This is a genomic window from Xanthomonas sp. WHRI 7945, assembly GCF_035026585.1.
The window spans coordinates 81,041-102,352 of record NZ_JAYIQP010000010.1 but is presented as its reverse complement, the minus strand read 5'-3'; the positions used below and the strand labels follow the sequence as shown (position 1 = coordinate 102,352).

General features: G+C 66.9%; 23 protein-coding genes. 9 read left to right on the top strand and 14 right to left on the bottom strand.

The window, feature by feature from the left end; all coding sequences use genetic code 11:
• Window position 1: 1 nt before the first annotated feature.
• The 7 genes from VDQ83_RS10255 to VDQ83_RS10225 form a co-directional block, all read right to left on the bottom strand.
• A complete protein-coding gene (locus VDQ83_RS10255) occupies window positions 2-781 on the bottom strand; it encodes a hypothetical protein (RefSeq protein WP_455434839.1) in 780 nt (259 codons plus the stop codon).
• A gap of 11 nt (window positions 782-792) precedes the next feature.
• Window positions 793-2,325 (bottom strand): pilus assembly protein TadG-related protein, encoded by a 1,533-nt coding sequence (locus VDQ83_RS10250; RefSeq protein ID WP_455434838.1) that lies wholly within the window; start codon window positions 2,323-2,325, stop codon window positions 793-795.
• 122 nt (window positions 2,326-2,447) lie between these two features.
• Entirely contained in the window at window positions 2,448-2,720 is a 273-nt protein-coding gene (locus tag VDQ83_RS10245; RefSeq protein WP_455434837.1) for a pilus assembly protein, read from the bottom strand.
• A 923-nt stretch (window positions 2,721-3,643) separates the two neighbouring features.
• Window positions 3,644-4,678: an OmpA family protein gene (locus VDQ83_RS10240; RefSeq protein ID WP_455434836.1), complete on the bottom strand. Its 1,035-nt coding sequence runs from the start codon at window positions 4,676-4,678 to the stop codon at window positions 3,644-3,646.
• Window positions 4,679-4,710: 32 nt separating this feature from the next.
• Window positions 4,711-5,046: a hypothetical protein gene (locus VDQ83_RS10235; protein WP_455434835.1), complete on the bottom strand. Its 336-nt coding sequence runs from the start codon at window positions 5,044-5,046 to the stop codon at window positions 4,711-4,713.
• Window positions 5,047-5,175: 129 nt separating this feature from the next.
• Entirely contained in the window at window positions 5,176-5,991 is an 816-nt protein-coding gene (locus VDQ83_RS10230; protein WP_263396153.1) for an ABC transporter permease, read from the bottom strand.
• Between the two features lie 21 nt (window positions 5,992-6,012).
• Window positions 6,013-7,011 carry an ABC transporter ATP-binding protein gene (locus VDQ83_RS10225; protein ID WP_455434885.1) on the bottom strand — a complete coding sequence of 333 codons (999 nt, stop codon included), beginning with the start codon at window positions 7,009-7,011 and terminating at the stop codon, window positions 6,013-6,015.
• Between the two features lie 168 nt (window positions 7,012-7,179).
• On the opposite strand from VDQ83_RS10225, the gene VDQ83_RS10220 reads away from it, so the two are divergent.
• On the top strand, window positions 7,180-7,890 hold the full coding sequence (locus tag VDQ83_RS10220) for an FAD-binding oxidoreductase (RefSeq protein WP_455434884.1): 711 nt from the start codon (window positions 7,180-7,182) through the stop codon (window positions 7,888-7,890).
• Window positions 7,891-8,001: 111 nt separating this feature from the next.
• Here the strand turns inward: VDQ83_RS10220 and VDQ83_RS10215 are convergent, their stop codons facing one another.
• Window positions 8,002-8,895: an AraC family transcriptional regulator gene (locus VDQ83_RS10215; protein ID WP_455434834.1), complete on the bottom strand. Its 894-nt coding sequence runs from the start codon at window positions 8,893-8,895 to the stop codon at window positions 8,002-8,004.
• A 225-nt stretch (window positions 8,896-9,120) separates the two neighbouring features.
• Here VDQ83_RS10215 and VDQ83_RS10210 point away from each other — a divergent pair, with 225 nt between their 5' ends.
• Window positions 9,121-9,888: an SDR family NAD(P)-dependent oxidoreductase gene (locus VDQ83_RS10210; protein ID WP_455434883.1), complete on the top strand. Its 768-nt coding sequence runs from the start codon at window positions 9,121-9,123 to the stop codon at window positions 9,886-9,888.
• Between the two features lie 156 nt (window positions 9,889-10,044).
• On the opposite strand, the gene VDQ83_RS10205 is transcribed toward VDQ83_RS10210, so the two are convergent.
• Complete coding sequence (locus tag VDQ83_RS10205) at window positions 10,045-10,800, bottom strand: SDR family oxidoreductase (RefSeq protein WP_455434833.1); 756 nt, start codon at window positions 10,798-10,800, stop codon at window positions 10,045-10,047.
• A gap of 111 nt (window positions 10,801-10,911) precedes the next feature.
• On the opposite strand from VDQ83_RS10205, the gene VDQ83_RS10200 reads away from it, so the two are divergent.
• A complete protein-coding gene (locus VDQ83_RS10200) occupies window positions 10,912-11,496 on the top strand; it encodes a TetR/AcrR family transcriptional regulator (RefSeq protein WP_455434832.1) in 585 nt (194 codons plus the stop codon).
• Window positions 11,497-11,781: 285 nt separating this feature from the next.
• Here VDQ83_RS10200 and VDQ83_RS10195 read toward each other — a convergent pair whose 3' ends face one another.
• Together VDQ83_RS10195 and VDQ83_RS10190 are read right to left on the bottom strand one after the other, a co-directional pair.
• Window positions 11,782-12,132: a hypothetical protein gene (locus VDQ83_RS10195; protein ID WP_455434831.1), complete on the bottom strand. Its 351-nt coding sequence runs from the start codon at window positions 12,130-12,132 to the stop codon at window positions 11,782-11,784.
• Window positions 12,133-12,604: 472 nt separating this feature from the next.
• Window positions 12,605-12,868 carry a hypothetical protein gene (locus VDQ83_RS10190; protein WP_455434830.1) on the bottom strand — a complete coding sequence of 88 codons (264 nt, stop codon included), beginning with the start codon at window positions 12,866-12,868 and terminating at the stop codon, window positions 12,605-12,607.
• A 122-nt stretch (window positions 12,869-12,990) separates the two neighbouring features.
• Between VDQ83_RS10190 and VDQ83_RS10185 the strand changes: the two genes are divergently transcribed.
• The 5 genes from VDQ83_RS10185 to VDQ83_RS10165 all read left to right on the top strand — a co-directional run bounded on the left by VDQ83_RS10185 (window position 12,991) and on the right by VDQ83_RS10165 (window position 17,325).
• On the top strand, window positions 12,991-13,572 hold the full coding sequence (locus tag VDQ83_RS10185) for a hypothetical protein (RefSeq protein WP_455434829.1): 582 nt from the start codon (window positions 12,991-12,993) through the stop codon (window positions 13,570-13,572).
• Complete coding sequence (locus VDQ83_RS10180; protein ID WP_263396147.1) at window positions 13,569-13,769, top strand: helix-turn-helix transcriptional regulator; 201 nt, start codon at window positions 13,569-13,571, stop codon at window positions 13,767-13,769. The genes VDQ83_RS10185 and VDQ83_RS10180 overlap by 4 nt, the downstream gene beginning before the upstream one ends.
• Before the next feature lie 82 nt (window positions 13,770-13,851).
• A complete protein-coding gene (locus VDQ83_RS10175) occupies window positions 13,852-15,369 on the top strand; it encodes an alpha/beta hydrolase (RefSeq protein WP_455434828.1) in 1,518 nt (505 codons plus the stop codon).
• Between the two features lie 31 nt (window positions 15,370-15,400).
• The gene (locus VDQ83_RS10170) at window positions 15,401-16,147 is read left to right on the top strand and encodes an ABC transporter ATP-binding protein (protein ID WP_263396145.1); all 747 of its coding nucleotides are present in this window, start codon (window positions 15,401-15,403) and stop codon (window positions 16,145-16,147) included.
• The gene (locus VDQ83_RS10165) at window positions 16,144-17,325 is read left to right on the top strand and encodes an ABC transporter permease (protein ID WP_455434827.1); all 1,182 of its coding nucleotides are present in this window, start codon (window positions 16,144-16,146) and stop codon (window positions 17,323-17,325) included. The genes VDQ83_RS10170 and VDQ83_RS10165 overlap by 4 nt, the downstream gene beginning before the upstream one ends.
• 136 nt (window positions 17,326-17,461) lie before the next feature.
• Here the strand turns inward: VDQ83_RS10165 and VDQ83_RS10160 are convergent, their stop codons facing one another.
• The 3 genes from VDQ83_RS10160 to VDQ83_RS10150 form a co-directional block, all read right to left on the bottom strand.
• On the bottom strand, window positions 17,462-18,562 hold the full coding sequence (locus tag VDQ83_RS10160) for an alpha/beta fold hydrolase (RefSeq protein ID WP_455434826.1): 1,101 nt from the start codon (window positions 18,560-18,562) through the stop codon (window positions 17,462-17,464).
• A 161-nt stretch (window positions 18,563-18,723) separates the two neighbouring features.
• A complete protein-coding gene (locus tag VDQ83_RS10155; RefSeq protein ID WP_455434825.1) occupies window positions 18,724-19,728 on the bottom strand; it encodes an energy transducer TonB in 1,005 nt (334 codons plus the stop codon).
• Window positions 19,729-19,891: 163 nt separating this feature from the next.
• Complete coding sequence (locus tag VDQ83_RS10150) at window positions 19,892-20,494, bottom strand: TIGR00645 family protein (protein ID WP_263396141.1); 603 nt, start codon at window positions 20,492-20,494, stop codon at window positions 19,892-19,894.
• Between the two features lie 111 nt (window positions 20,495-20,605).
• Here VDQ83_RS10150 and VDQ83_RS10145 point away from each other — a divergent pair, with 111 nt between their 5' ends.
• Window positions 20,606-21,295, top strand: a complete 690-nt coding sequence (locus tag VDQ83_RS10145; protein WP_263396140.1) for a glutathione S-transferase N-terminal domain-containing protein — start codon at window positions 20,606-20,608, stop codon at window positions 21,293-21,295.
• Window positions 21,296-21,312: the final 17 nt, after the last annotated feature.

Genomic DNA, 21,312 nt, shown 5'->3' with positions numbered 1-21,312 from the left:
CCTAGTTGAGCGTGCCGCGCGTGCGCGGCGCTTCGAGTTCGGCCCGATCGAAAGGCTTGCCGACACTGATGGCCTGGGTGGTGACCTTGAAGTCCGCATCGCCGCCCGGGGTCTGCTCCAGCACGATGAAACCGCGGTTGGGCCGATACTCGTTCAACGGCTCCGCAGTGAAGCCCCACTTGGTGCCGCCCGACCACACGCATTGGCGCAGGCCCGACGGCTTGGCCCATTCGTCGCACGGTTGGCCGGCGACGCTGCGCCGCGTCGGCCCGCGGAAGCCGGCGAGCGCGACCGACTCGCTCTTCTCTGCCGGGAAGCGCGCCAACGCGTCGTCTGGCGCCGCGTCGTCGGTGTGCTCGCCGGTGCCCAGGTCCACCTGCTGATAGCGCGTGGCGGTGGTGGTTTCCTGGGTTCCGGTGGTCTGCAGCCGGAACAGGCAACTGCCGGCCGCGCCGTCGTTGGCCACCTCCCAACTGGTCTGGCGCACCACTTCCGTATCCCGGTCGAACCACAGCTCATAGCGGGTGGTGCCCACCAGGGCGACGTCCTCACCGGCCAATGGGCGGCTCTGCAACCCGCCGGCCTGGCAGTCGCGGATGGTGTCGAGATAGTTCTGGCGGGCTTCATTGACGCCGTTGCGGGTCAATTCCACGATTTGCCTGACGTGGATGGGCGGCATCGACGCGCGGGTGTCCTCGGCACCGCCGGTGCCTTCCGCGGTCGCGCTGCAGCCACACAGCAACGCCAGCACGCTGGGCAGCACGGCACGACGAAGACGCATCGCAGCACGGCTCATAGTGCGCCGACTCCCGCCACCAGCACCTTGATGCTGTTGGGCGTATCGACCAGGCGCGCCTGCCAGTACGGGCTGAACAGATTGCCGGATTCCACCTTGTTGTCGCCGCGGCGGAACAGTGCATAGTTCGGCGGCCGGTTGAAGTAGACCTGGGCGGAGGACAGGGCCGTCAGCTTGCCATTCTGCGCCTTGTCTTCCGTGGCCATGGCAGAACCGGCCGGCCCACCGATGCCGTCCACGGTGGAACTGGTGCGCGCATTGCGCATGTCGGTCTCGGCATAGACGGTGAAGACCGGCCCGGCGTTGTCGTCGAAGATCTTGCTGCCATTGCTGGCATAGGGACGCAGCGCCTTGTTCTTCTTGACGTCGTGGTAGTCGCGCAGGCCGTTGTAGCCGGTGAAGAACGCCTTCTTGTGCTGGCCGCCGTCCATCGCCACGTTGGCGTCGCCGTCGACCATGCGCGCGACCAATCCGTTCCTGCGCAAGCTGTCGCCATAGGGGCGATAGCGGCGCCGGTCCCAGTCCGAATACCAGCCCTGGCCATTGCCGAAGCCGCGCAGGAAGCGCTGATTCTTGTAGCGATCCACCGCCTGTGCGCCACCCCAGCCGAGCGGGATGTCGATATCCGGCAGCGGCCACGGCAGGTTGATGTCCAGCGCCATCGTGTCCAGTGCCGCCCAGCGGTTGTAGTCGACCATGTCGGTGCCGCCGGTGCTCTCGAAGCCGATCAGCCCGATCCCGAAGCTGTCGCCGCGATCCTTGCCGAACCCATCGCGCGATTGCATCACCACGTTGCGGAAGCGGTCCGCGCCGGCGCGCTGCGTCGCGCTACCGCCGCCATTGCGCGGGATGCGGTGCGTATCCAGGAACTTGTTTTCGGACGTCAGCAATTGCTCGCCCAATACGCCCAATCCCACCGCGCCTATCGTCGCTTGAGGCGAGTTTCGTTCCACCACGTCTTTCGCGACCAGGATGCCATCCACCCGCGAGACGCCTTCGATCACGCTGGTGGTGGCCAACGCGAAGATGCCGTTGAGTTCGTCCAGCGCGGTGACCACGGCCTGGGCGACCGGATTGTAGGCCTTGCGCGCGGCCTTCAGGATCTTCTCCGCCGCCTTGAACGCCACGCCGATGGCCTTGAAGATGGGTCCGACATACGGAATGGCCGACAGCACGTCCATCGTGGTGCGGATGATGATCGTGGTGCCATGCAACTGGTTCATCCACGAATACAGGCTGATCGTCTGCGCGATGGCCACCTCGTTGGCGACCCGGCCACGATTCATGTATGCGGCGAAATTGAGTGCACGCGCCTGTTGCACCGCGACGCTGTAGGCGCCCGCATCGGCGGCGTTGGTCAGTTCGACTTTCTTGTTGACGGCCTGGCCGCTGTCGAACAGCACGATGGCGCCGACGCACAGCACCAGGATCAGTACCAGTCCAAGCACCATGGCCTGTCCGGCCATGCCGCGCTTGCCATCGAAACGGGGCGGCACGCGCGACTTCGCGATTGCGAACGCTGTACGCATCTGCAATTCCTTTGCCGAATGCACTCCCTACTGCGTCGTCATCGGCACGTCGGAAGCTAATTGGGGAGTATCTGGGCAGCGGGCTGCCCAGATACCGGAGGTCGTTACCACAACAAGTTCGATTACTTGTTGTTGTACTTGTCCATGCCCTTTTCCTTGTCGGCCTCGGCCTGGGCGCTGTTGGACTGGTTCTTGGCCCGGTTGATCGACTGCGTGGCGCTCTGTCCCGACAGTTCCTTGGACATGCCCGCGACCTGACTGCGGACGGTGCCACCGAAGAAGGTGACGGCGGCAATGGCCGCGATCGCGATCAGGGCGGTGATGATGATGTATTCCGTCATGCCCTGGCCGAGCTGCTTGCGGCCGAAACGGATATGCCTGCGCTGGTTCTTCATTTGATTCCTCTCCTTGGCTCTGGCGCCCACTGCACCGGCATCACACTTACGTCCGCGCGGTTGCGTGTAGGCGTGTGGGTTGCATAAGTGAAAACGTTCACAGATATGAAACTAATCCTTGGTCCGGACTTGACATGTCTTGACATATGTATCGCGGACGTAGCCACTCTAACGTCAACATATTGCCGTTACAAGAAAGCTTGCGTTAAGGATTCGGCGCGAAACGGGATGAATATCCCATAACGAAGTCAAACTTCAGGCGCAGTGTTTCATTGAACGATTCACTCTATTCTGAATTCGCGAGTATTTAGCCGATGTGGGTTTCTCGCCGTCGTGCGTGTGTCAATTCGTTGGCGAAGCGCGAAGCGCATGACGGAGCGGACGAGGGGATGCTCTCGATGGCGGGCCTGCGTGGGCGCAGGCGCAGAATCGCCCGCGCCGTCGATCAGCGCCCGCTTCCGTGGCACTTGCACTTGGACGTGATGGTGGGGCCATCGGGTGGCTGCGCAGACCTGTATCGCGAATGTGGCACGCCGTAACGGCCGACCGGCGCGGTGGCGGCTGCCGCCGGCGAGGCTCTTACCCAACCCAGCGACGGCGCCACCACGCTGAGCGCTGATGGCCTGCTCACGCTCTATCGTGCGGGCCGTGTCTCCGGTCGCGTCGGTCGGGTTGGCGCGCTGGCTGGCAATCGAGCCTGCGCGCGGCCCACCAGGTGAATGGGCATGTGGCGTGTGCAAGCCGGGCGGGCACCTGGCGACCGGTCGCGCAGCGCCATGTTCCAGTGGATGCCGTCAGCCGTCGAAAGCCGGAACGCACGGCTCTGGCGTACCTGCCGCTGCGATCCATCCATCTATCCATGCACATGCCGCGGATGGACCGGGCGCGCGCGACTATGGCTACGCGCCAGGCCGGCGGTCGCGCTAGACGCGCACCAGCTCCACGCGGCGATTGCGCGCCTTGCCTTCTTCGGTCGTATTCGGTGCGATCGGTTGCTCCTGGCCGAAACCTGCTGCGTGCAGGCGATCGGCGGCAATCCCGGCGCCGGTCAGGTAGGCCACGACTGCGCTGGCGCGGGCTTCGGACAGCGACTTGTTGTGTGCGGCATCGCCGCTGTCGTCGGTATGGCCGTTGACCGCCAGGCGCAGCGCGGGATCGGTCTGCAGCAGCTGCCGCACCTGGTCAAGTTGCGGCTTGGAGTCGGGCAGGATCTGCGCCGCGTCGGAGGCGAAGTTGACCTGGATGGCGACCTTGCCAGCGGATGCCAGTTGCTGCTGCAGCGCATCGGCCGGCAGCAGCTTGGCGGTGGCCTGGAACGGCTTGGTCTCGGCGATCAGCAGGCCGCCGCCGCTGCCGCCGCTGCACACATGGATCCAGATGTCGCGATCGGCGCGGTGGATGACGTAGGTGTCCGCCGGTTCGTTGTAGATGTCGCCGATGCCGCCGACGTAGGTCACCGCCGCATTGCTGTCGCCGATCGCCTTGCTCGCTTCTGCAGGCAGATGCCCGCTGGCGATGCGCTGGCCGCCCAGCGATTCCACCATGGCCTGCACGTTGCGGGTCAGCTCCAGTGGCGAATACGGCTTGCTGTCGGCGGTACCGACCGCGGTCGCGTAGATCTTGCCTTCGACCCATTCGACCCGGTCGCCAGTCCAGAACGGTGCACGATCGAAATCGTTGCGGACCGGCGCGTCCTTGGTGGCGTAGCCATCGGGGAGGCCGAGATACGGAAAGCTGCCCAGCGGGGCGTCGGACACCGGCAGGGTAGCCGGGTCGAAGCGCCGGACCGTTTCCGTGGCGGTCGGCGAGGGCGCCGCCGCTGCGCTCGATGCGGGCGAGGCATCGGCCTCGGCATGTGCCGCCGGCTGTGGTTCGGAACGTTTGCAGCCGGTGACGGCCAGCAGGATCAGGCAGACGCTGAGAACGGCGTGGCGCGCCGTGGGGACAATCGCGGTCATCGGAATTCTCTCAGGGCAGTGACGGGGTGCGCTCAGCGCATGTCGTTCAGCAGCTGCTTGCATAGCTCGGCGTCGGGCTTGTAGGTGCCGTCCGAATGCACCTTCTGCATGCTTTGCAGGCCCTGCTTGTAGCCGTTGTCGAAGTCTGCGGAGAAGTTCGCGGCTTGGGCGTAGAGGCCCTGCATGACTTTTTTCTGCTTTGCCTTGTAGGCGTCGACCTGCGGCTGCGTGGCCCCGCAGGCCTTTCCATTGGCGACGTTGCCGCCGACGATCTTGCCGAAGTTGACGATGCCGTCGTCTTGAGCGTGAACCCCACCGCTGGCGCTCGCCAGCAGTGCCGCCGCGATGACTGCCGTGTATCGATTCATTCCTTGCTCCTTGTATGGCCCGGTGCGAGCAGGCCGGCAAAACCCCTGTGGGCCGAGGATAGCAATGCAGTGCGCAAGCCCCAACCCTGGCGGCACCGTGCGCCGGGGGCATTCGACTAGGGCAAGGGCCTAGCTGCGCAATCCCACCCCGCGCTTCAGCAGCCACAGCGCCAGTGCGCTGAGCACCGCGACGAAGCCCAGCATCAGCGCGTACGCCACCCACACCGGCACGTCGCTGCTGCCGAGCAGGCCGTAGCGGAAGGCGTTGACCATGTAGAAGATCGGGTTGGCGTGGGTGGCGGCCTCGGCCCAGCCGGGCAGCAGCTTCACCGAATAGAACACGCCGCCCAGGTAGGTCAGCGGGGTCAGAATGAAGGTCGGCACGATGGCGACGTCGTCGAACTTCTTCGCGTACACCGCGTTGATGAAGCCGGCCAGCGAGAAGATCGTGGCGCCCAGCAGGACCGTGGTCAGCGTCACCAGCGGGTGCGGGATGCGCACCGGGGTGAAGAACATGGCGATGATCAGCACCAGCACGCCGACCATCAGCCCGCGCAGCACCGCGCCGGCGACGTAGCCCCACAGGATCACCCAGTTCGGCATCGGGCTGACCAGCAGTTCCTCGACGTGGCGGCCGAACTTGGCGCCGAAGAAGCTGGAGCTGATGTTGCCGTAGCTGTTCTGGATCACGCTCATCATCACCAGGCCCGGCACGATGAACTGCATGTAGCTGTAGCCGCCCATGTCGCCCACGCGCGAGCCGATCAGCCCGCCGAAGATCAGGAAGTACAGGGTCATGGTGATCGCCGGCGGCACCAGGGTCTGGCCCCAGATGCGTAGGATGCGCTTGACCTCGCGGCGCACGACGGTGCCCAGCGCGACCCAGTTGCGCTGGGTCGGCGTGGCCTCGGGGGGGAGCGGTTGCGGAGTGCTTGTGGTGTTCATCGTCGTCCAGCGAAAGAGGGGTCAGGCGGCGGGGGGCTGCTTCGGCGAATCTGCATCCGCCGGGCCCGCGGGGCGTGCGGCCGCCGCAGGCTGGCCGTCCCGGTTGTCGCCGGTGAGGCGCACGAACAGTTCCTCCAGGCGATTGCTCTTGGTGCGCATCGAACGCACGCGGATGCCGGCGGCGCCGAGTGCGGCGAACACACGGTTGAGGTCCATCGCCCGCGGCATGTCCAGGTCCAGCGTGTGCGCGTCCTGCGCCAGCAGGATGGTGCCCTCGATCGCCGGCAGCTGCGCCGGCAGTGCGCCGTCGATGTCCAGCAGGAAGCCTTCGACGTCGAGCTTGGCCAGCAGCTCGCGCATCGGGCCCTGTTCGACGATGCGGCCGCGGTCGATGATCGCCAGGTTGCGGCACAGGCTCTCCGCTTCCTCCAGGTAGTGCGTGGTGAGGATGATGGTGGTGCCGGCGGCGTTGATCTCGCGCAGCACGCGCCACATGTCGCGGCGGATCTCGATGTCCACGCCGGCGGTGGGTTCGTCCAGGATCAGCAGGCGCGGCTGGGTCATCATCGCGCGGGCGATCATCAGCCGCCGCTTCATGCCGCCGGACAGGGTGCGGCTCATCACCTGCGCCTTCTCCCACAGGTGCGCACGCTTGAGCTCCACTTCGGCCTGGCGCTCGGCCTGGGCGCGCGGCATGCCGTAGAAGCCGGCGTAGTTGACCAGGATGTCGAAGGGCTTCTCGAACAGGTTGAAGTTGATCTCCTGCGGGACCAGGCCGAGCAGCCGCATCGCCGCGCTGCGCTGGGTGCTCAGGTCGGTGCCGAACACCTCGACCTGGCCGGCGCTGAGGTTCACCAGCGAGCTGATGATGCCGATCAGGGTGGACTTGCCGGCGCCGTTGGGCCCGAGCAGGGCGAAGAAGTCGCCGGGCAGCACGTCCAGCGACACGCCGTGCAGCGCCTGCACGCCGTTGTCGTAGGTCTTGCGCAGTTCGCGCACGCGCAGCGCGGGCACCGGCATGGGGGAAGGGAGCGGGGAGGCGGGATTCAAGGCGGACCTTTCGCGCCCTGTCGACGGCGCTGGAGAAATGCAGCCGCTATTATAGAAGACCTCGTGGGCCCGGCCCCGGCCATAGACTGTTGCATCTTCGTGCCTGTCCAATTCCCGCTGAAACTGGTCGACCGCTACATGCTGGCCCCGGCCGTGGGCCACTACCGCTTCGTCCGCGACGACGGCCAGCCGCTGCCGTTCGTGCCCGGCCAGTTCGTGCAGGTGCATTTCCACTACGCCGACGGCACCGCGACCAAGCGTAGCTACTCGCTGGCCACCCGCCACGACCCGGCGCAGCCGGCCGACGCGACGGTCGAGATCGCGGTCAGCTTCGTCGCCGGCGGCGCGGCCACGGCGCTGTTCGAAAGCCTGGAGATCGGCGGGCAGGTCTGCGCCAGCGGCCCGTACGGTCGCTTCTGCCTGAACCACGGCGACAGCAACCGCCGCTACCTGCTGATCGCCACCGGCACCGGCGTCACCCCGTACCGGTCGATGCTGCCGTTGCTGGAAGCGGCGATGGCCGAGCGCGGCGTGGAAGTGGTGCTGCTGCTGGGCGCACGCACGCCCGCCGAGCTGCTCTACGGCGACGAGTTCCGCGCCTTCGCCGACGCGCATCCGGGGTTCCGCTTCGTGCCGTGCTTCTCGCGCGAGCTGCCGGAGGCGCCGCATGCGGACGTGCGCCACGGCTACGTGCAGCAGTTCCTGGGCGAGTTCGCGCCGCAGGCGGACGGCGACGTCGCCTACCTGTGCGGCAACCCGAACATGGTCGACGCCTGCTTCGATGCGCTGAAGGAGGCCGGCCTGCCGGTGCAGCACATCCGCCGCGAGAAGTACGTCAGCAGCAAGTAGCGCCGAACCCGCCGTCGCCGGCCGTGCGCCGGCGCTCGGCTGCTCGCTTCGGCCCGCGCCCGGCATCGCCCCGGGCGCTGCATCGCTCGCCCGGCACGGGGCCTACCCCGGCTACGCGGCCGAGGTCAGGCGCTGCCGGGTCTCCTTCAGGTCCTTGCCCGGCGGCATGCCGAACATGCGACCGTATTCGCGGGTGAACTGGGGAACGCTTTCGTATCCCACCGCCGAGGCCGCCCGGCCGATCGTCGCGCCTTCCGCCAACAGCAGGCGCCTGGCCTCTATCAGGCGCAGCTGTTTCTGGAACTGCAGCGGGGTCAGCGAGGTGATCGCGCGGAAGTGCACATGGAACGTCGAAAGGCTCATCCCCGCCGCGTCCGCCAGCTGCTCCACGCGCAACGGCCTGGCGAAGTCCGAGCGGATCCTGGCCACCGCGCGGCCCACCCGCCGGGCATGGCTGTCGGTGACGCCCAGCGCGCGCATCGCGCCGCCGTGCCGGCCTGACAGCAGCCAGTAGTGCAGCTCGCGCAGCAGCTGCGGGCCCAGCACGGGAACCGACATGGGGCGGTCCAGCAGGCGGATGAGCCGGTCCGCGGTATCGGCGACTTCCGCCTCGGTCGGGTCGACCCGCACCGGCGCGCCCATCGCGAAGGGGGCCGTGCCCATCTCGGCCACCAGCGAGGCGATCGTGGCCGGATCCAGCTCCACCACGCAGGCGTAGTAGGGCGCCGCGAGCGAGGCACGGGTGATCTGGCTGACCGTGGGCACTTCCGCGGTGACCAGCAGGGATTCGCCGGCACCGAAGTCGTAGCTGCTGCTGCCCATCGCGACCTGCTTCCTGCCCTGCAGCACCAGCGCCACCAGCGGCCTGCAGATGGCGTACTGCAATGGCGTCGGCCGGGTCTCGCGCAGGATCGCAAGCCCAGGCAAGGGCGTGCGCGCGACCCCAGTCGCGTCGACGTGCGCATCGGCGTAGCGACGCGCGGTTTCCAAAAGATTCGCAGGCATGCGCAGATCCTAGCGCTTGGCCGCTGTGGCCGCAGTCGTGTTGGATGATTGGGCAAGAAATCCGGAAGAATAGGCAGTTCTGTTTCACAAAAACTCAGATAAGAACGAGAAGCGCGGAATGTGCCGGGCCAAGATCGGGATTAATAGGCAAAAAAAAGGGCAGGATCGGGAAACCGCGCGAACGCGTCTGGGGCGATCGTCTCTCCACCCGCAATATCCATCCCACTGGAGACCTCCATGCCCTCGATCTCGCTCATCACCGGTGCCAACCGCGGCCTCGGCCGCAATACCGCCCTCAGCATCGCCCGCCGTGGCGGCGATGTCCTGCTCACCTACCGCAACGGCGCCGACCAGGCCAAGGCCGTCGTCGCCGAGATCGAAGCGATGGGCCGCAAGGCAGTGGCCTTGCCGCTGGACGTGAGCGACGTGGCGTCCTTCGGCGCCTTCGCCGACGCCGTGCGCAGCGCGCTGTCCGCTACCTGGTCCCGCACCGGCTTCGACCACCTGCTCAACAATGCCGGGCATGGCGAGATGGCCATGCTCGCAGACACGACCGAAGCCCAGTTCGACGCGTTGTTCGCGACCCACGTCAAGGGCGTGTACTTCCTGACCCAGGCGCTGCTGCCACTGATCGCCGATGGCGGCCGCATCGTGAACTTCTCCTCCGGCCTGACCCGTGTATCGATGCCGGGCTTCTCCGCCTATGCCGCCGCCAAGGGCGCCGTCGAGATCCTGTCGTTCTACATGGCCAAGGAACTCGGCGGCCGCGGCATCGCGGTGAACACCGTGGCCCCGGGCGCGATCGAAACCGACTTCCTGGGCGGCGCCGTGCGCGACCTGCCCGATCTGAACAAGCAGTTCGCCGGCATGACCGCCCTGGGGCGCGTGGGCGTGCCCGACGACATCGGCCCGATGGTCGCCAGCCTGTTGAGCCCGGACAACCGCTGGGTCAACGCGCAACGGATCGAGGTTTCCGGCGGGCAGGCCATCTGACCTGCGCGGTCGACCTGGGCGGCAGCAACTAGCCACGTCGTGGCAGCGACGCAGCTGGTGGCGGGCGAACGAATCGCTGGTACGCCAGGAATGATTCGTGCGCTCGGCTCGGCACGGCACGGCGGCGGCGCCGTGCCGACGCCCCGGACGTGCTGCCTAGTCCGGAACGGTTATGGAGGAAAGCATTCCCAGAACATCGTCGTAGCTACCGTTCGCCTCGGCCTGCCGAAGAAACTTCGCGCGCTCCACGATGATCTCCTTGGGCGTGGGTTCTGCATGCAGAAGCGCGAGAGCCTCATCGAGGAATTCGTCCAGGGGCATGGCGTGCTCGTCGTTGCCCTGGCCGAACAGCTTCGTGCGCACGCCGGGAGGCGCCAGCTCGACGACCTGCACCTTGGTGCCGGCCAATTGAACACGCAGACTCTCGGTAAACGAATGCACGGCGGCTTTGGTGGCGCTGTACGTCATGGCTGCCGGGAACGGAACGAACGCCAGTGCGGAGCTGACGTTGATGATGACGCTGTCGTTGTTGCTGGCAAGTTGCGGCAAGAACGCATAGGTCATGCGGATGGTGCCGAGAAGGTTGATGGCGATCGCCTCTTCGGCGGCCTTCAGGGACTCCGCCTTGAAGACGTTCTCGCTCGGCATGATGCCGGCATTGTTGATGACGACATTGAGGCCGGGATAGCGTTCGGCCGCCAGGCGGCTCGCTGTCACGACGGACGCCGCGTCCGCAACGTCGAGTTCGATCGCCTCGATGCCCGGATGCTCGGCGGTGATCTGGTCCAGCAGCGCCTTCTTGCGCCCCGAGACGATGACGGTGTTTCCGGCCTGTTGCAGTCGCAGTGCCAGCCCGAGCCCGATTCCAGAGGTGGAGCCGGTGATGAGAATCGTATTGCCTGTGTTCTTCACGGACGTGTCCTGGTTGCGGAAGGGGTAGAATCAAAAACGGACAGCAATCCGTTTCCAGATACGTTGGCGGACAGTTGTCCGTTTGTCAACGGAATCGTGAAGGGAGCAGGTGTGGAAAAGCCAAAGCGGTCTGATGCAATGCAGAATCGGGAGCGCATCCTGTCGGTCGCGCTCGCGGAATTGGTCCGTTCGGCCGATGTTCCCCTCAGCACGATCGCCAAGAAGGCGGGCGTCGGGCAGGGGACCTTCTACCGCCACTTCCCCACGCGGGAGGCGCTGGTGATAGAGGTCTATCGCCATGAAATGCTGCAGGTCACCGGATTCGCCGAGCACTTGCTGAAGACGCTGCCCCCAGAGCGGGCGCTACGCGAGTGGATGAAGCGCCTGGCCGAGTACGCGATCACCAAGGCCGGCCTGGCTGGCGCACTACGCGCCGTTGCGAACACGAAGGAGTGCGCGGGCAACGAGGGCTATGCGCCCGTGATCGCTGCCGCTCAGATGCTGCTCGATGCGAACGAGGAGGCTGGAACGATCCGGCCGGGAATCACCGCGGACAAGTTTTTCCTGGCGATCGCGGGTATCTGGCAGATCGACCCTGCCGAGGACTGGCAGCCACGCCTGACCTGGCTCATGGATACGGTCATGGAGGGACTGTGCGCAGGCGCGCCAAGGCGGGCGTCGGCCGGCAAGGCATAGCGGCTTCAGCGTAGCGCGCGCACAGCGCGCGCTATGACGTCTCCGCTGTTCTTCAGCTGCCTTGCTTGGGCTCGCCCGCATTTCATAGGCTTGCCGAGAATGAGCCGGTGCTCGATCCGGGTGATCGATTGCGTGGAATTCAGCGTGTTCCCATTGCGAGATCTCGTCTAGCGCGGATGCTGTCGTTGCTGCATCCGATGGCGACGGCCCTATCGCTCGACCAGCGTAGCCCCATTGAAATGAGCTGTGGCAGTTGCGCGACGGCACCGACGCTGTGGGCTGTCTCTACATGAGCTCGAAAGCCATGAGCTTGCACGTCGCGTTGTACCGATACGTGATTGCTTGGTAACCTGGGGAAGTACTGCCTTGTCCGTCTTGTATGGTGGCTTTGACCTGCAGGTTGTTGAGCTTCGCTGCCAGGACTGCGGCATACATCGCCTTGCCGCCATCCGCTGTGGTGTCGATCCAGATCATATTGTAATCGCAGGAGCAGCCGGAGATGGCGCCGGTCATGTACAGGCCCGCAACTCCTTGCGAAGGAATTAATGTCCCTGCCTTCCCTTCGACATTGCATACCGCCGCGGACGCCGGTATCGATAAGGCGCAGAGCAGCGTGCCGATAAAGAATCGTTTCATGTATTTCTCCCTGTGATCATTGGAAGTTCATCCCCAGATGGACTGCGTGCTCACAGCAACCTGGATTGTTGGCAATGCTGCGGTTATGCCCAGTCGCTGCTCTATGCCTGACGCTTCGAATGAACTCCGCGTAGGTCGCTGTTCGTCAACAAGTCATAGCGGTCTGCGCCCACGCAACTGGCCATCTTTCCGGCTAGAGGTGTCGCCGAAGGTCGCTGACAAGCGCCTTGATGCCCATTCCCAGCAGTCGTTCACCGTAGGCCGTTTCGATGCTGGCATATTGCGCGTTCGCAACTTCAGAGGCCATCCAAAAGCCTTTGAAGATATCTCAAATTTCGATCCCCTTTTGCATATTGCCGGAAATCTCGATACTCGTTGCGCTTCGCACAAAAGCGAGCCCGGAGAAGATATTTTCTTCGATCTGAAGTGCAATTTGCCCCGTCCCAAGGCTAACCCAGCGTGCGGTGGCGCGCTAGATCAGGTGCAGTTGAGCCGCTATCGAGTTTTCAAAGGAGAACGACGTCGGAAGAGCTTGTGTCGCCATCTGACAGGTCGGGCGGCCAGTACGGCGCAGCATGATCGGAGAATGCGGGAATCTGCGGTAGCTGCCGGACGCACTTTCGAATCGAGTAGGTAAATCGGCGAACGGCGTACCTGGCAGGTACACCTGCCTGAAGGGCGATGCGGAGAACCCGAGCGCGTCGATGCGCTCCAGCCTGTAAAGGATGCTTGACATCCCCTCAGGCTGCGCGCATCCTCCTGTAAAGCGTGCTTGACAGGGGTTGTCATGGAGAACAGCGGGGTGGTGGTGGATCGCTACCGTCGGGGGCCGGCTCGGGTTGCAGTCGGGGTGCGGGCATGAACCGCTGCAGGCGCAGCGCGATCATCGTGCTGTGCGTGAGCATGGTGATGCTCGCGGCCACGTCGTCGCTGCGGCTGCTGCGCGGCGACGATTACTTTCGCGGGCTGTGGCTCGGTCTATGCATCGGCGGCATCTTCCTGGCGCTGATGCTGTGGTGGTCGTCGGGCAGCATGCGCGACAGCGCGGTGCCGGCGCTGGCGCGCCGCTACTACCGCGAAATGGGGCTGCCGATGCTGATGTACATCGCGGTGATGCTGTGCTGGAAGCGCTTGCTCGACAGCGTGGACGCGGACTGGGCGCGGGTATTGATCGCGCTGCTGCCGGCAGTGCTGGTGGCGCTGGTGATCCGCGCGGTGGCGCGCTTCGTGCGCGATTCCGACGAGATGCAACGGCGCATCGAGCTGGAGTCCATCGCCATTGCCGCCGCGCTGGTCAGCGGCGGCTACATGACCGCCGGATTCCTGCAGGCGGCCGGCATGATCGCGCTGCCGGCGTCGGCGGCGATGTTGTGGGTGTTCCCGCTGCTGTGCGCGACCTACGGCATCGCCAAGGGCGTGAATGCGCGTCGCTACCAATGAACAGCCGCATCCGCGAACTGCGCGAAGCGCAGGGTTGGTCGCAAGGCGAACTGGGCGAGCGGCTGGGCGTGTCGCGGCAGACCATCAACGCGCTGGAAACCGGCAAGTACGATCCGAGCCTGCCGCTGGCGTTCCGTATCGCGCGATTGTTCGCGCACAGCATCGAGCAGGTGTTCCTGTTCGACGATCCCGAGTAGTCCCTCCGACCTGCCATCGGTCACCTACGACGCCATGCTCCGGCATGGCATGCTGCACTTCATGAACTCAAGGATGCGAACCATGCCACACCCATGCAGAGCGCTTGCCGTCGTTGCGGCGACCTTGCTGCTCGCCGCTTGCCAGGCCGGGCAAGGACCGGCGCCACAGAATGCGGGACGCAGCTACGGCGCGTTGCGCTTCCATCCCTGCACGCTGACCAGCCCGGTCGCGGCCAACAACGTCGAAGCGCAATGCACGCGCATGTCGGTGCCGGAGAATCCGGCGGCGCCCGGCGGGCGCAAGATCGAACTCAACATCGCCTGGCTGCCGGTCAGCGGCCAGGGCAGCAGCGAGCCGGACCCGGTGTTCTTCCTCGCCGGCGGCCCGGGCCAGGCGGCGACCGACGTGGCCAGCATCGTCGACCTGGCCTTGCGCGACACCCGCAAGCGTCGCGACGTGTTCCTGATCGATCAGCGCGGCACCGGCCAATCCAATCCGTTGACCTGCCTGGGCGCGGACGGCAAGGAAATGCAGCTGGCCGACCCGGCGCGTGCGCCCACTGCGGCGGAGCTGGCCGACTACGCCGGGCGTTGCGCGCAATCGCTGCAGGGCCGCGCCGATCCGCGCTACTACACCACCACTCAGGCCATCGCCGATCTGGACGCGGTGCGCGCCGCGCTCGGCGCCGACAAGCTCAACCTGATCGGCGGCTCCTACGGCACCCGCGTGGCCCAGCAGTATGCGACGCGTTATGCGGCGCACACCCGCAGCGTGGTGATCGACGGCGTGGCGCCGAACGATCTGGTGGTCGGCGGCGAGTTCGCCACCACGTTCGAGGATGCGATCAAGCTGCAGTCCGAGCAGTGCAAGGCCACCCCGGCCTGCGCCAAGCGCTTTCCCGCCGATACCCGCGCGCAGTTGCGCACGGTGGTGGAACGGCTGCGGAAAGCGCCGGTGGATGTGGACTATCGCGACCCGGCCAGCGGCGAGAGCAAGCACGACCGGGTCACCGCCGACACCGTCACCAGCCTCGCGTTCTCGTTCTCGTATGCGCCGCAGACCGCCTCGCTGCTGCCGCTGGTGCTGGACGAGGCCGCGCACGAACGCTACGCCCCGCTGATGTCGCTGGCGCAGATGATGGGCAAGCAATTGGACGGGCAGATGAACCGCGGCATGCAATGGTCGGTGATCTGCGCCGAGGACGCCGACCGCTACCGCGCGCCTGCCGCCGGCGGCGATACCCTGCTCGGCCCGGAGGTGGCGCAGATGTTCTTCGCCGCCTGCCCGGTCTGGCCGACCGGCACGCGCCCGGCCGATTTCACCGCGCCGTTCAAGTCCAGCTTGCCGGTGCTGCTGACCTCCGGCGAACTGGATCCGGTGACCCCGCCGCGCTACGCCGCGCGCGTGCTGCAGGGCCTGCCCAACGGCCGCCACCTGGTGGTGCGCGGGCAGGGCCACGGCACCATGACCCTGGGCTGCATGCCCAAGCTGCTCGGCCAGTTCTTCGAGAACGCCGACGCCAAGCAACTCGATGCCACCTGCCTGGACGCGATGAGCGGCGTGCCGGCCTTCACTTCATTCAACGGATGGGAACCATGAGCCGCGCAGCGTTTCGCAGGGAGGACCGCGCATGATCGTCGCCGACAATCTGCACAAGGCGTTCAAGACCAAGACCGGCACCGTGCAGGCGGTGCAAGGGGTCAGTTTCGAAGCGGCCGACGGCCAGATCACCGGCCTGCTCGGTCCCAACGGTGCCGGCAAGACCACCACCTTGCGCATGCTGTACACGCTGATGACGCCCGACCAGGGCCAGGTGCGGGTGGACGGGATCGACGTCGGCGCCGATCCGTTGGCGGTGCGCCGCGCGCTGGGCGTGCTGCCCGACGCGCGCGGCGTGTACAAGCGGCTGACCGCGCGCGAGAACATCGCCTACTTCGGCGAACTGCACGGGCTGTCGGCGGCGCGCATCGCCGAACGCACCCGGGTGCTGGCCACGGCGCTGGACATGGACGACATTCTCGATCGCCAGACCGAGGGCTTCAGCCAGGGCCAGCGCACCAAGACTGCGATCGCGCGCGCGCTGGTCCACGACCCGCGCAACGTGATTCTCGACGAGCCGACCAACGGCCTGGACGTGATGACCACCCGCGCGATGCGCGGCTTCCTGCGCGGGCTGCGCGCCGAAGGGCGCTGCGTGATCTTCTCCAGCCACATCATGCAGGAGGTGGCTGCGTTGTGCGATCGCATCGTCATCGTCGCCAAGGGCACGGTGGTGGCGGCCGGCACCGCCGACGAACTGCGCGCCCTGACCGGCGAAGACAATCTGGAAGACGCCTTCGTCAAGGCGATCGGCAGCGACGAGGGACTGCACGCATGAGCCTGTTTCGAACCGTTTTCACCGTGATGCGCAAGGAATTGCGCGACCTCGGGCGCGACCGCCGCACCCTGGCGCTGGCCTTGCTGCTCGGTCCGCTGCTGTACCCGGCGCTGATCCTGGGCATGGGTGCGCTGGCCGAGAGCCGGGTCAGGACCCAGATCGACAAGCCGCTGGACATTCCGGTGATCGGCCGCGAGCGCGCGCCGAACCTGGTCGCGTTCCTCGCCGCGCAGGGCCTCAACGCGGTCGCCCCGCCCAAGGACCTGACCGCGGCGATCCGCAGCCAGGACGTGGATCTGGCGTTGAAGATCGACGAGGACTACGCCAGCGCCTGGCGCGAAGGGCGCCCGGCGCTGGTGGAGATCATCAAGGACAGCACCCGCCGCGATGCCGACATCCCGACCGCGCGGGTGCAGGCGGCGCTGAGCGTGTACAGCCAGCAGGTCGGCGCGTTGCGGCTGTTGGCACGCGGCGTCGATGCGCAGGTTTCGCGGCCGCTGGACATCGCCACCCAGGACCTGGCCACGGCCGAGGCCAAGCGTGGCGCGCTGCTGTCGATCCTGCTGCCGGTGCTGTTGACCATCACCTCGTTCATCGGCGGCGCCTACCTGATCCTCGACGCCACCGCGGGCGAACGCGAGCGGCAATCGCTGGAACCGCTGCTGGCCACGCCGGCGTCGCGCGGCGCCATCGTCAGCGGCAAGATCGCCGCCGCCTGCGTGGTCGGACTGGCCTCGCTGCTGCTGACCCTGCTCGCGTTCAAGCTCAGCGCGCAGTTCGCCAGCGGCATCGGCCGCCAGCTCAACGTCAGCTTCGTGGCGATGCTGCAGATGCTGTTCGTGCTGCTGCCGATGCTGTTCATCGGCACCTCGCTGCTGACCGTGCTGGCGGCGGCGGCCAAGAGCATGAAGGAGGCGCAGAGCCACATGACCTGGCTGATGCTGCTGCCGATGTTGCCCGGTTACGCGTTGATGGTGTATCCGCTGAAGACCACCCTGTGGCAGTTCGCGGTGCCGTTCCTGGCGCAGAACCAGATGCTGCTGAAGATCATCCGCCGCGAACCGATCGACCTGCAGATCTGGGCGGTGTACCTGGCCGCAGGCTTCGGCCTTGCCGCGGTGTTGTGGCTGGCCGCGGTGCGCCGCTACCGGCAGGAACGCCTGGCGATCTCGGGTTGAGATCGCCGCGTGTCCGCACCCGCGGCGTGCGGGTGCGTAATGCCGGTCGGCCTGGCCGGGTTGCATGCTGGCCGGAACCCCGCGCGGCGCTGCACAAGCTGCCACCGAACGCCGCAGCGCATGCCGTTCAGGGCGACTAGCGCGGGGCCGGTTCGGACAGCGGCAGCGCCTCGGTGAGCAGGGCCTGCAGCACGCGGCCGGGCTCTTCCACCATCGGCAGGTGCGCCGAGTGCTCGAGCCAGACCGCACGCTTGCGCGGTGCCTGCACCTGCTGCAACCAGCGCGCGGTCAACGCCGACGGGGTGGTGTAGTCCTGCCGCCCCAGCATCATGATCACCGGCACCTGCAGCGTGTGCAGCGAGGCGAAGCTGACGTCGGACAATTGCGGGAACAGCGTGGCGATGGTGAACGCGCTGCCCTGGTCCCACGCCTGGATGTCGGCCGGGGTGTATTCGGGCGACAGGCGCGGGGCGCGGAAATAGAAATTCGCATCCTGGCGCCCGGCCGCCAGGCCGCCGTAGTGGATCGACCACTTGCGTTGCGTGCTCATCTTGTCGATGTCGAACGCGCCATCGCCGGGGTAGGGATGCAGCGCTTCCAGTTCGGTCACCGCGGCGGCGTTGCCGTCGCGGAGCGCCTGCTCCAGCACCCAGTCGTAGCCGGCGCGTTCGTTGGCGCGGAAGTCGATCACCTGGCCCATGCCGATGTAGGCGTACAGCAGGTCCGGGCGCTGCGCCGCCACCTCCAGCCCGACGATCGAGCCCCAGCTGTGGCCGAGCACGAACACCTTCGCCTTGCCGTAGCGCCGGCGCAGCTGTTCGATCAGCGCGATCGCATCGTCGCGGTAGCGCGCCGGGGTCAGGGTCGGCGCCAGCGTCTTGGGATCGTTCAGCGGATAAGAGCGCCCGGCGCCGCGCTGGTCCCACTGCACGACGGTGAAGAAATCCTCCCACGGCCGCTGGAACGACCATGCCACCGGCATCTCGACCGCGCCCGGGCCGCCATGGATGAACAGCAGCAGCGGGTTGGCCCGATCGGCGCCGCGCACGTTGACCACCTGGCGGGTGCCGCCGAGTTCGACCTCGAAGGTTTCCTGCACGCCGTCCGGGGTCACGATCCTGCCGATGTCGGCGACGATCTCGCGTGCCGGCGCATAGCGGTCCTCCGGCGGCGGCGTGCCCGCCTGGGCGGCGGCGGCGACAAGCAGGCACAACGGCAACAGGACGCGCGGGCGCATGGCGATCTCCGATTGGCTAGCCAAGGCCGATCCTAGAAGGCGGCCGCGCGCCTGTCATAGGCCACTCGGCCTACTGACCGACGTCGCCCGCGGCAGCCGTGTCCGTACCCACAAAAAAGCCCGGATCGCGCCGGGCTTTCCTGGTGCCGCATGCGTGTCCGTCAGCCGCCCGGATTGAACGCCAGCGTCCGCCGCGTGGTGACCGGCGCGCTGACCGGTTCGAAGCGCCAGCGCTTGGTCGCGTTCAACGCTTCGCGGTCGAACACCCGCGGCGGAGTGGCGCGCAGCACGCGCGCGTTGGTGACCGAGCCGTCGGTGCCCACGGTGATCTCCACCAGCACTTCGCCGGCGGTGCCCGAGCGCAAGGCTTCCGGCGGGTAGCGCGGCGCCGGCGTGCTGATCGCGCGCAACGATTGCGTGCTGGCCGCGGCGGCCGGTGGCGTCGCGGCAGGTTGCGCGGCCGCGGCGGGTGCCGGCGTCGGCGCACTGCGCGCCGCAGCGGCCTGGCGCTCGGCCTCCTGGCGCGCCGTCTCGCGGCGCGCGGCTTCCTGTTGCGCGGCGATCTGCTGCGCGGCCTGCGCCTCGCTGGCCTGCTGCTGCGCCTGCTTCTGCTGCTCGGCCAGGAGCTTGGCCTTCTGCTCGGCGTCCTTCTTGACCTTGTCGGTCTCTTCCTGGGTGCGCTGCGCCACCGACTGCACGCCGTTGCTCACGCCCTGCTTCAGCCGCGGCAATGCCGGCGCCTGGCTGTCCATCTTCTCGATCAGCGCGACCAGCCGCTGCGCTTCCGGGAAGTCCTCGCGGTTGATGCTCTGCTCGGCGGCGATCAGGGTGTACGGCATCAGGTCGGTCAGCGCGCTCTTCACCCCGGCGTCGTCCGGCTGCTTGTCGCGCAGCGCCAGGTAGTACTCGACGGCATTGTTGCCGGCCGGCGCGTACATGCGGTTCTCGCGCAGTGCCTGACTGGCCGACTCGTGCAGCTGCTCGGTGCCCATCGACTGCACCTTGGCCGAGACCGGCGGCGCGGCCGGCGCCGCCGCGGCGGGTGCGGCCGCCGGCGCGGCGGTCGGGGTGGTCTCTTCCTGCTTGGAACAGGCCGCCGCCAGTGCGGCGAGCAGCAGGACCGGCGCCACGCGGCGCGCCTTTGCGAATGTCGTTACATGCAACATGCTTCCCCCTAGTCCCCGGTGATGGCAATGAATACGCAGCGATGGTGCTTCCCGCGCGGCCGGACCGGCTCCCCCCGTCCCTGCCAGTGCACCCATCCTCCAATCTAGCATCCACGTCCGCCGCGTGCTTGACGGCCCCGTGCCGGCGGCCGGACGGCGTGCGTCAGTGTGCCGGTTTCGCCGGCGCCGACATCAGCCGGTCGGTCCAGGCGATGCCGATCGCCGACAGGATGAAGATGCCGTGGATGATGGTCTGCCACAGCACGCCGGTCGCGGTCAGCGTGGCGCAGGTCTTCAGGCCCACGGTGGCGGTGGCGGCGCTGGCCAGCTGCTCCGGCGAGCACATCGGCATGCCGTCGAGCGCGCCGACCGCGATGAAGGTCTTGAGCAGGTGGATCGAGGAAATGCCGATGATCGACAGTGCCAGCTTCACCTTCAGCACACTGGCGTTGACGTGGCTCAGCCACTCCGGCTGGTCCGGATGGCCCTCCAGGCCCAGTCGCGAGACGAAGGTCTCGTAGCCGCCGACGATCACCATCACCAGCAGGTTGGAGATCATCACCACGTCGATCAGGCCGAGCACGATCAGCATGATCTGCTGCTCGCCCAGGCTCGGCGCCTCGTGGATCAGGTGCCACAGCTCCTTGCCGAACAGGAACACGTACACGCCCTGGGCGACGATCAGGCCCAGGTACAGCGGCAGCTGCAGCCAGCGCGAGGCGAAGATCAGGCTGGACAGCGGATTGAGGCGGGGCGGCGGGCTCATGGCGTGATATCGGATGCTGCGTTGCAGGAAGGGCGCAGGGTACCGGCCCGCCGGGATGCTGCCAAGCGCAGGGCGCGGCTACACTGGGCGCCCCGTTCCCGGACCGCCGCCATGATCGATCTGTACTACTGGCCCACGCCCAACGGCCACAAGGTCACCTTGCTGCTCGAGGAGGCCGGGCTGGACTACACCGTCAAGCCGGTCAACATCGGCGCCGGCGACCAGTTCAAGCCGGAGTTCCTGGCGATCTCGCCGAACAACAAGATGCCGGCCATCGTCGACCATGCGCCGGCCGACGGCGGTGCGCCGCAGAGCGTGTTCGAGTCCGGCGCGATCCTGCTGTACCTGGCGGAGAAGACCGGGCGTTTCCTGCCGGCCGATCCGCGCGGGCGCATCGTCGCGCTGGAATGGCTGTTCTGGCAGATGGCCGGGCTCGGCCCGATGAGCGGGCAGATGGGCCACTTCAGCGTCTATGCGCCGGAAAAGATCGGCTATGCCATCGATCGCTACAGCAACGAAGTGCGGCGCCTGCACGGCGTGCTCGACAAGCGCCTGGCGCGCAGCGAATACCTGGCCGGCGCCGACTACGGCATCGCCGACATGGCCAGCTATCCGTGGATCGAGGTGTACAACGGGCTCAAGCCCGACTACGCCGCGTTCCCGCACCTCAAGCGCTGGCACGACGCGATCGGCGCGCGCCCGGCCACGCAGCGCGCCTACGCGCTGAAGGACCAGGTCAACCCGGACGCCGGCAAGCCGCTCAGCGACGAAGAGCGCAAGCAGTTGTTCGGGCAGCGCTGAGCCGGCCCGCGTCACGT

Bases quoted from the DNA above. Each gene is read 5' to 3' on its own strand.
- VDQ83_RS10255 (WP_455434839.1), bottom strand. From the start codon at position 781: ATGCGTCTTCGTCGTGCCGTGCTGCCCAGCGTGCTGGCGTTGCTGTGT.
- VDQ83_RS10145 (WP_263396140.1), top strand. From the start codon at position 20,606: ATGATCGATCTGTACTACTGGCCCACGCCCAACGGCCACAAGGTCACC.
- VDQ83_RS10250 (WP_455434838.1), bottom strand. From the start codon at position 2,325: ATGCGTACAGCGTTCGCAATCGCGAAGTCGCGCGTGCCGCCCCGTTTC.
- VDQ83_RS10245 (WP_455434837.1), bottom strand. From the start codon at position 2,720: ATGAAGAACCAGCGCAGGCATATCCGTTTCGGCCGCAAGCAGCTCGGC.
- VDQ83_RS10190 (WP_455434830.1), bottom strand. From the start codon at position 12,868: ATGTCAAGCATCCTTTACAGGCTGGAGCGCATCGACGCGCTCGGGTTC.
- VDQ83_RS10155 (WP_455434825.1), bottom strand. From the start codon at position 19,728: ATGTTGCATGTAACGACATTCGCAAAGGCGCGCCGCGTGGCGCCGGTC.
- VDQ83_RS10180 (WP_263396147.1), top strand. From the start codon at position 13,569: ATGAACAGCCGCATCCGCGAACTGCGCGAAGCGCAGGGTTGGTCGCAA.
- VDQ83_RS10220 (WP_455434884.1), top strand. From the start codon at position 7,180: ATGCTGGCCCCGGCCGTGGGCCACTACCGCTTCGTCCGCGACGACGGC.
- VDQ83_RS10215 (WP_455434834.1), bottom strand. From the start codon at position 8,895: ATGCCTGCGAATCTTTTGGAAACCGCGCGTCGCTACGCCGATGCGCAC.
- VDQ83_RS10175 (WP_455434828.1), top strand. From the start codon at position 13,852: ATGCCACACCCATGCAGAGCGCTTGCCGTCGTTGCGGCGACCTTGCTG.
- VDQ83_RS10165 (WP_455434827.1), top strand. From the start codon at position 16,144: ATGAGCCTGTTTCGAACCGTTTTCACCGTGATGCGCAAGGAATTGCGC.
- VDQ83_RS10160 (WP_455434826.1), bottom strand. From the start codon at position 18,562: ATGCGCCCGCGCGTCCTGTTGCCGTTGTGCCTGCTTGTCGCCGCCGCC.
- VDQ83_RS10230 (WP_263396153.1), bottom strand. From the start codon at position 5,991: ATGAACACCACAAGCACTCCGCAACCGCTCCCCCCCGAGGCCACGCCG.
- VDQ83_RS10185 (WP_455434829.1), top strand. From the start codon at position 12,991: ATGAACCGCTGCAGGCGCAGCGCGATCATCGTGCTGTGCGTGAGCATG.
- VDQ83_RS10150 (WP_263396141.1), bottom strand. From the start codon at position 20,494: ATGAGCCCGCCGCCCCGCCTCAATCCGCTGTCCAGCCTGATCTTCGCC.
- VDQ83_RS10240 (WP_455434836.1), bottom strand. From the start codon at position 4,678: ATGACCGCGATTGTCCCCACGGCGCGCCACGCCGTTCTCAGCGTCTGC.
- VDQ83_RS10170 (WP_263396145.1), top strand. From the start codon at position 15,401: ATGATCGTCGCCGACAATCTGCACAAGGCGTTCAAGACCAAGACCGGC.
- VDQ83_RS10195 (WP_455434831.1), bottom strand. From the start codon at position 12,132: ATGAAACGATTCTTTATCGGCACGCTGCTCTGCGCCTTATCGATACCG.
- VDQ83_RS10225 (WP_455434885.1), bottom strand. From the start codon at position 7,011: ATGCCGGTGCCCGCGCTGCGCGTGCGCGAACTGCGCAAGACCTACGAC.
- VDQ83_RS10235 (WP_455434835.1), bottom strand. From the start codon at position 5,046: ATGAATCGATACACGGCAGTCATCGCGGCGGCACTGCTGGCGAGCGCC.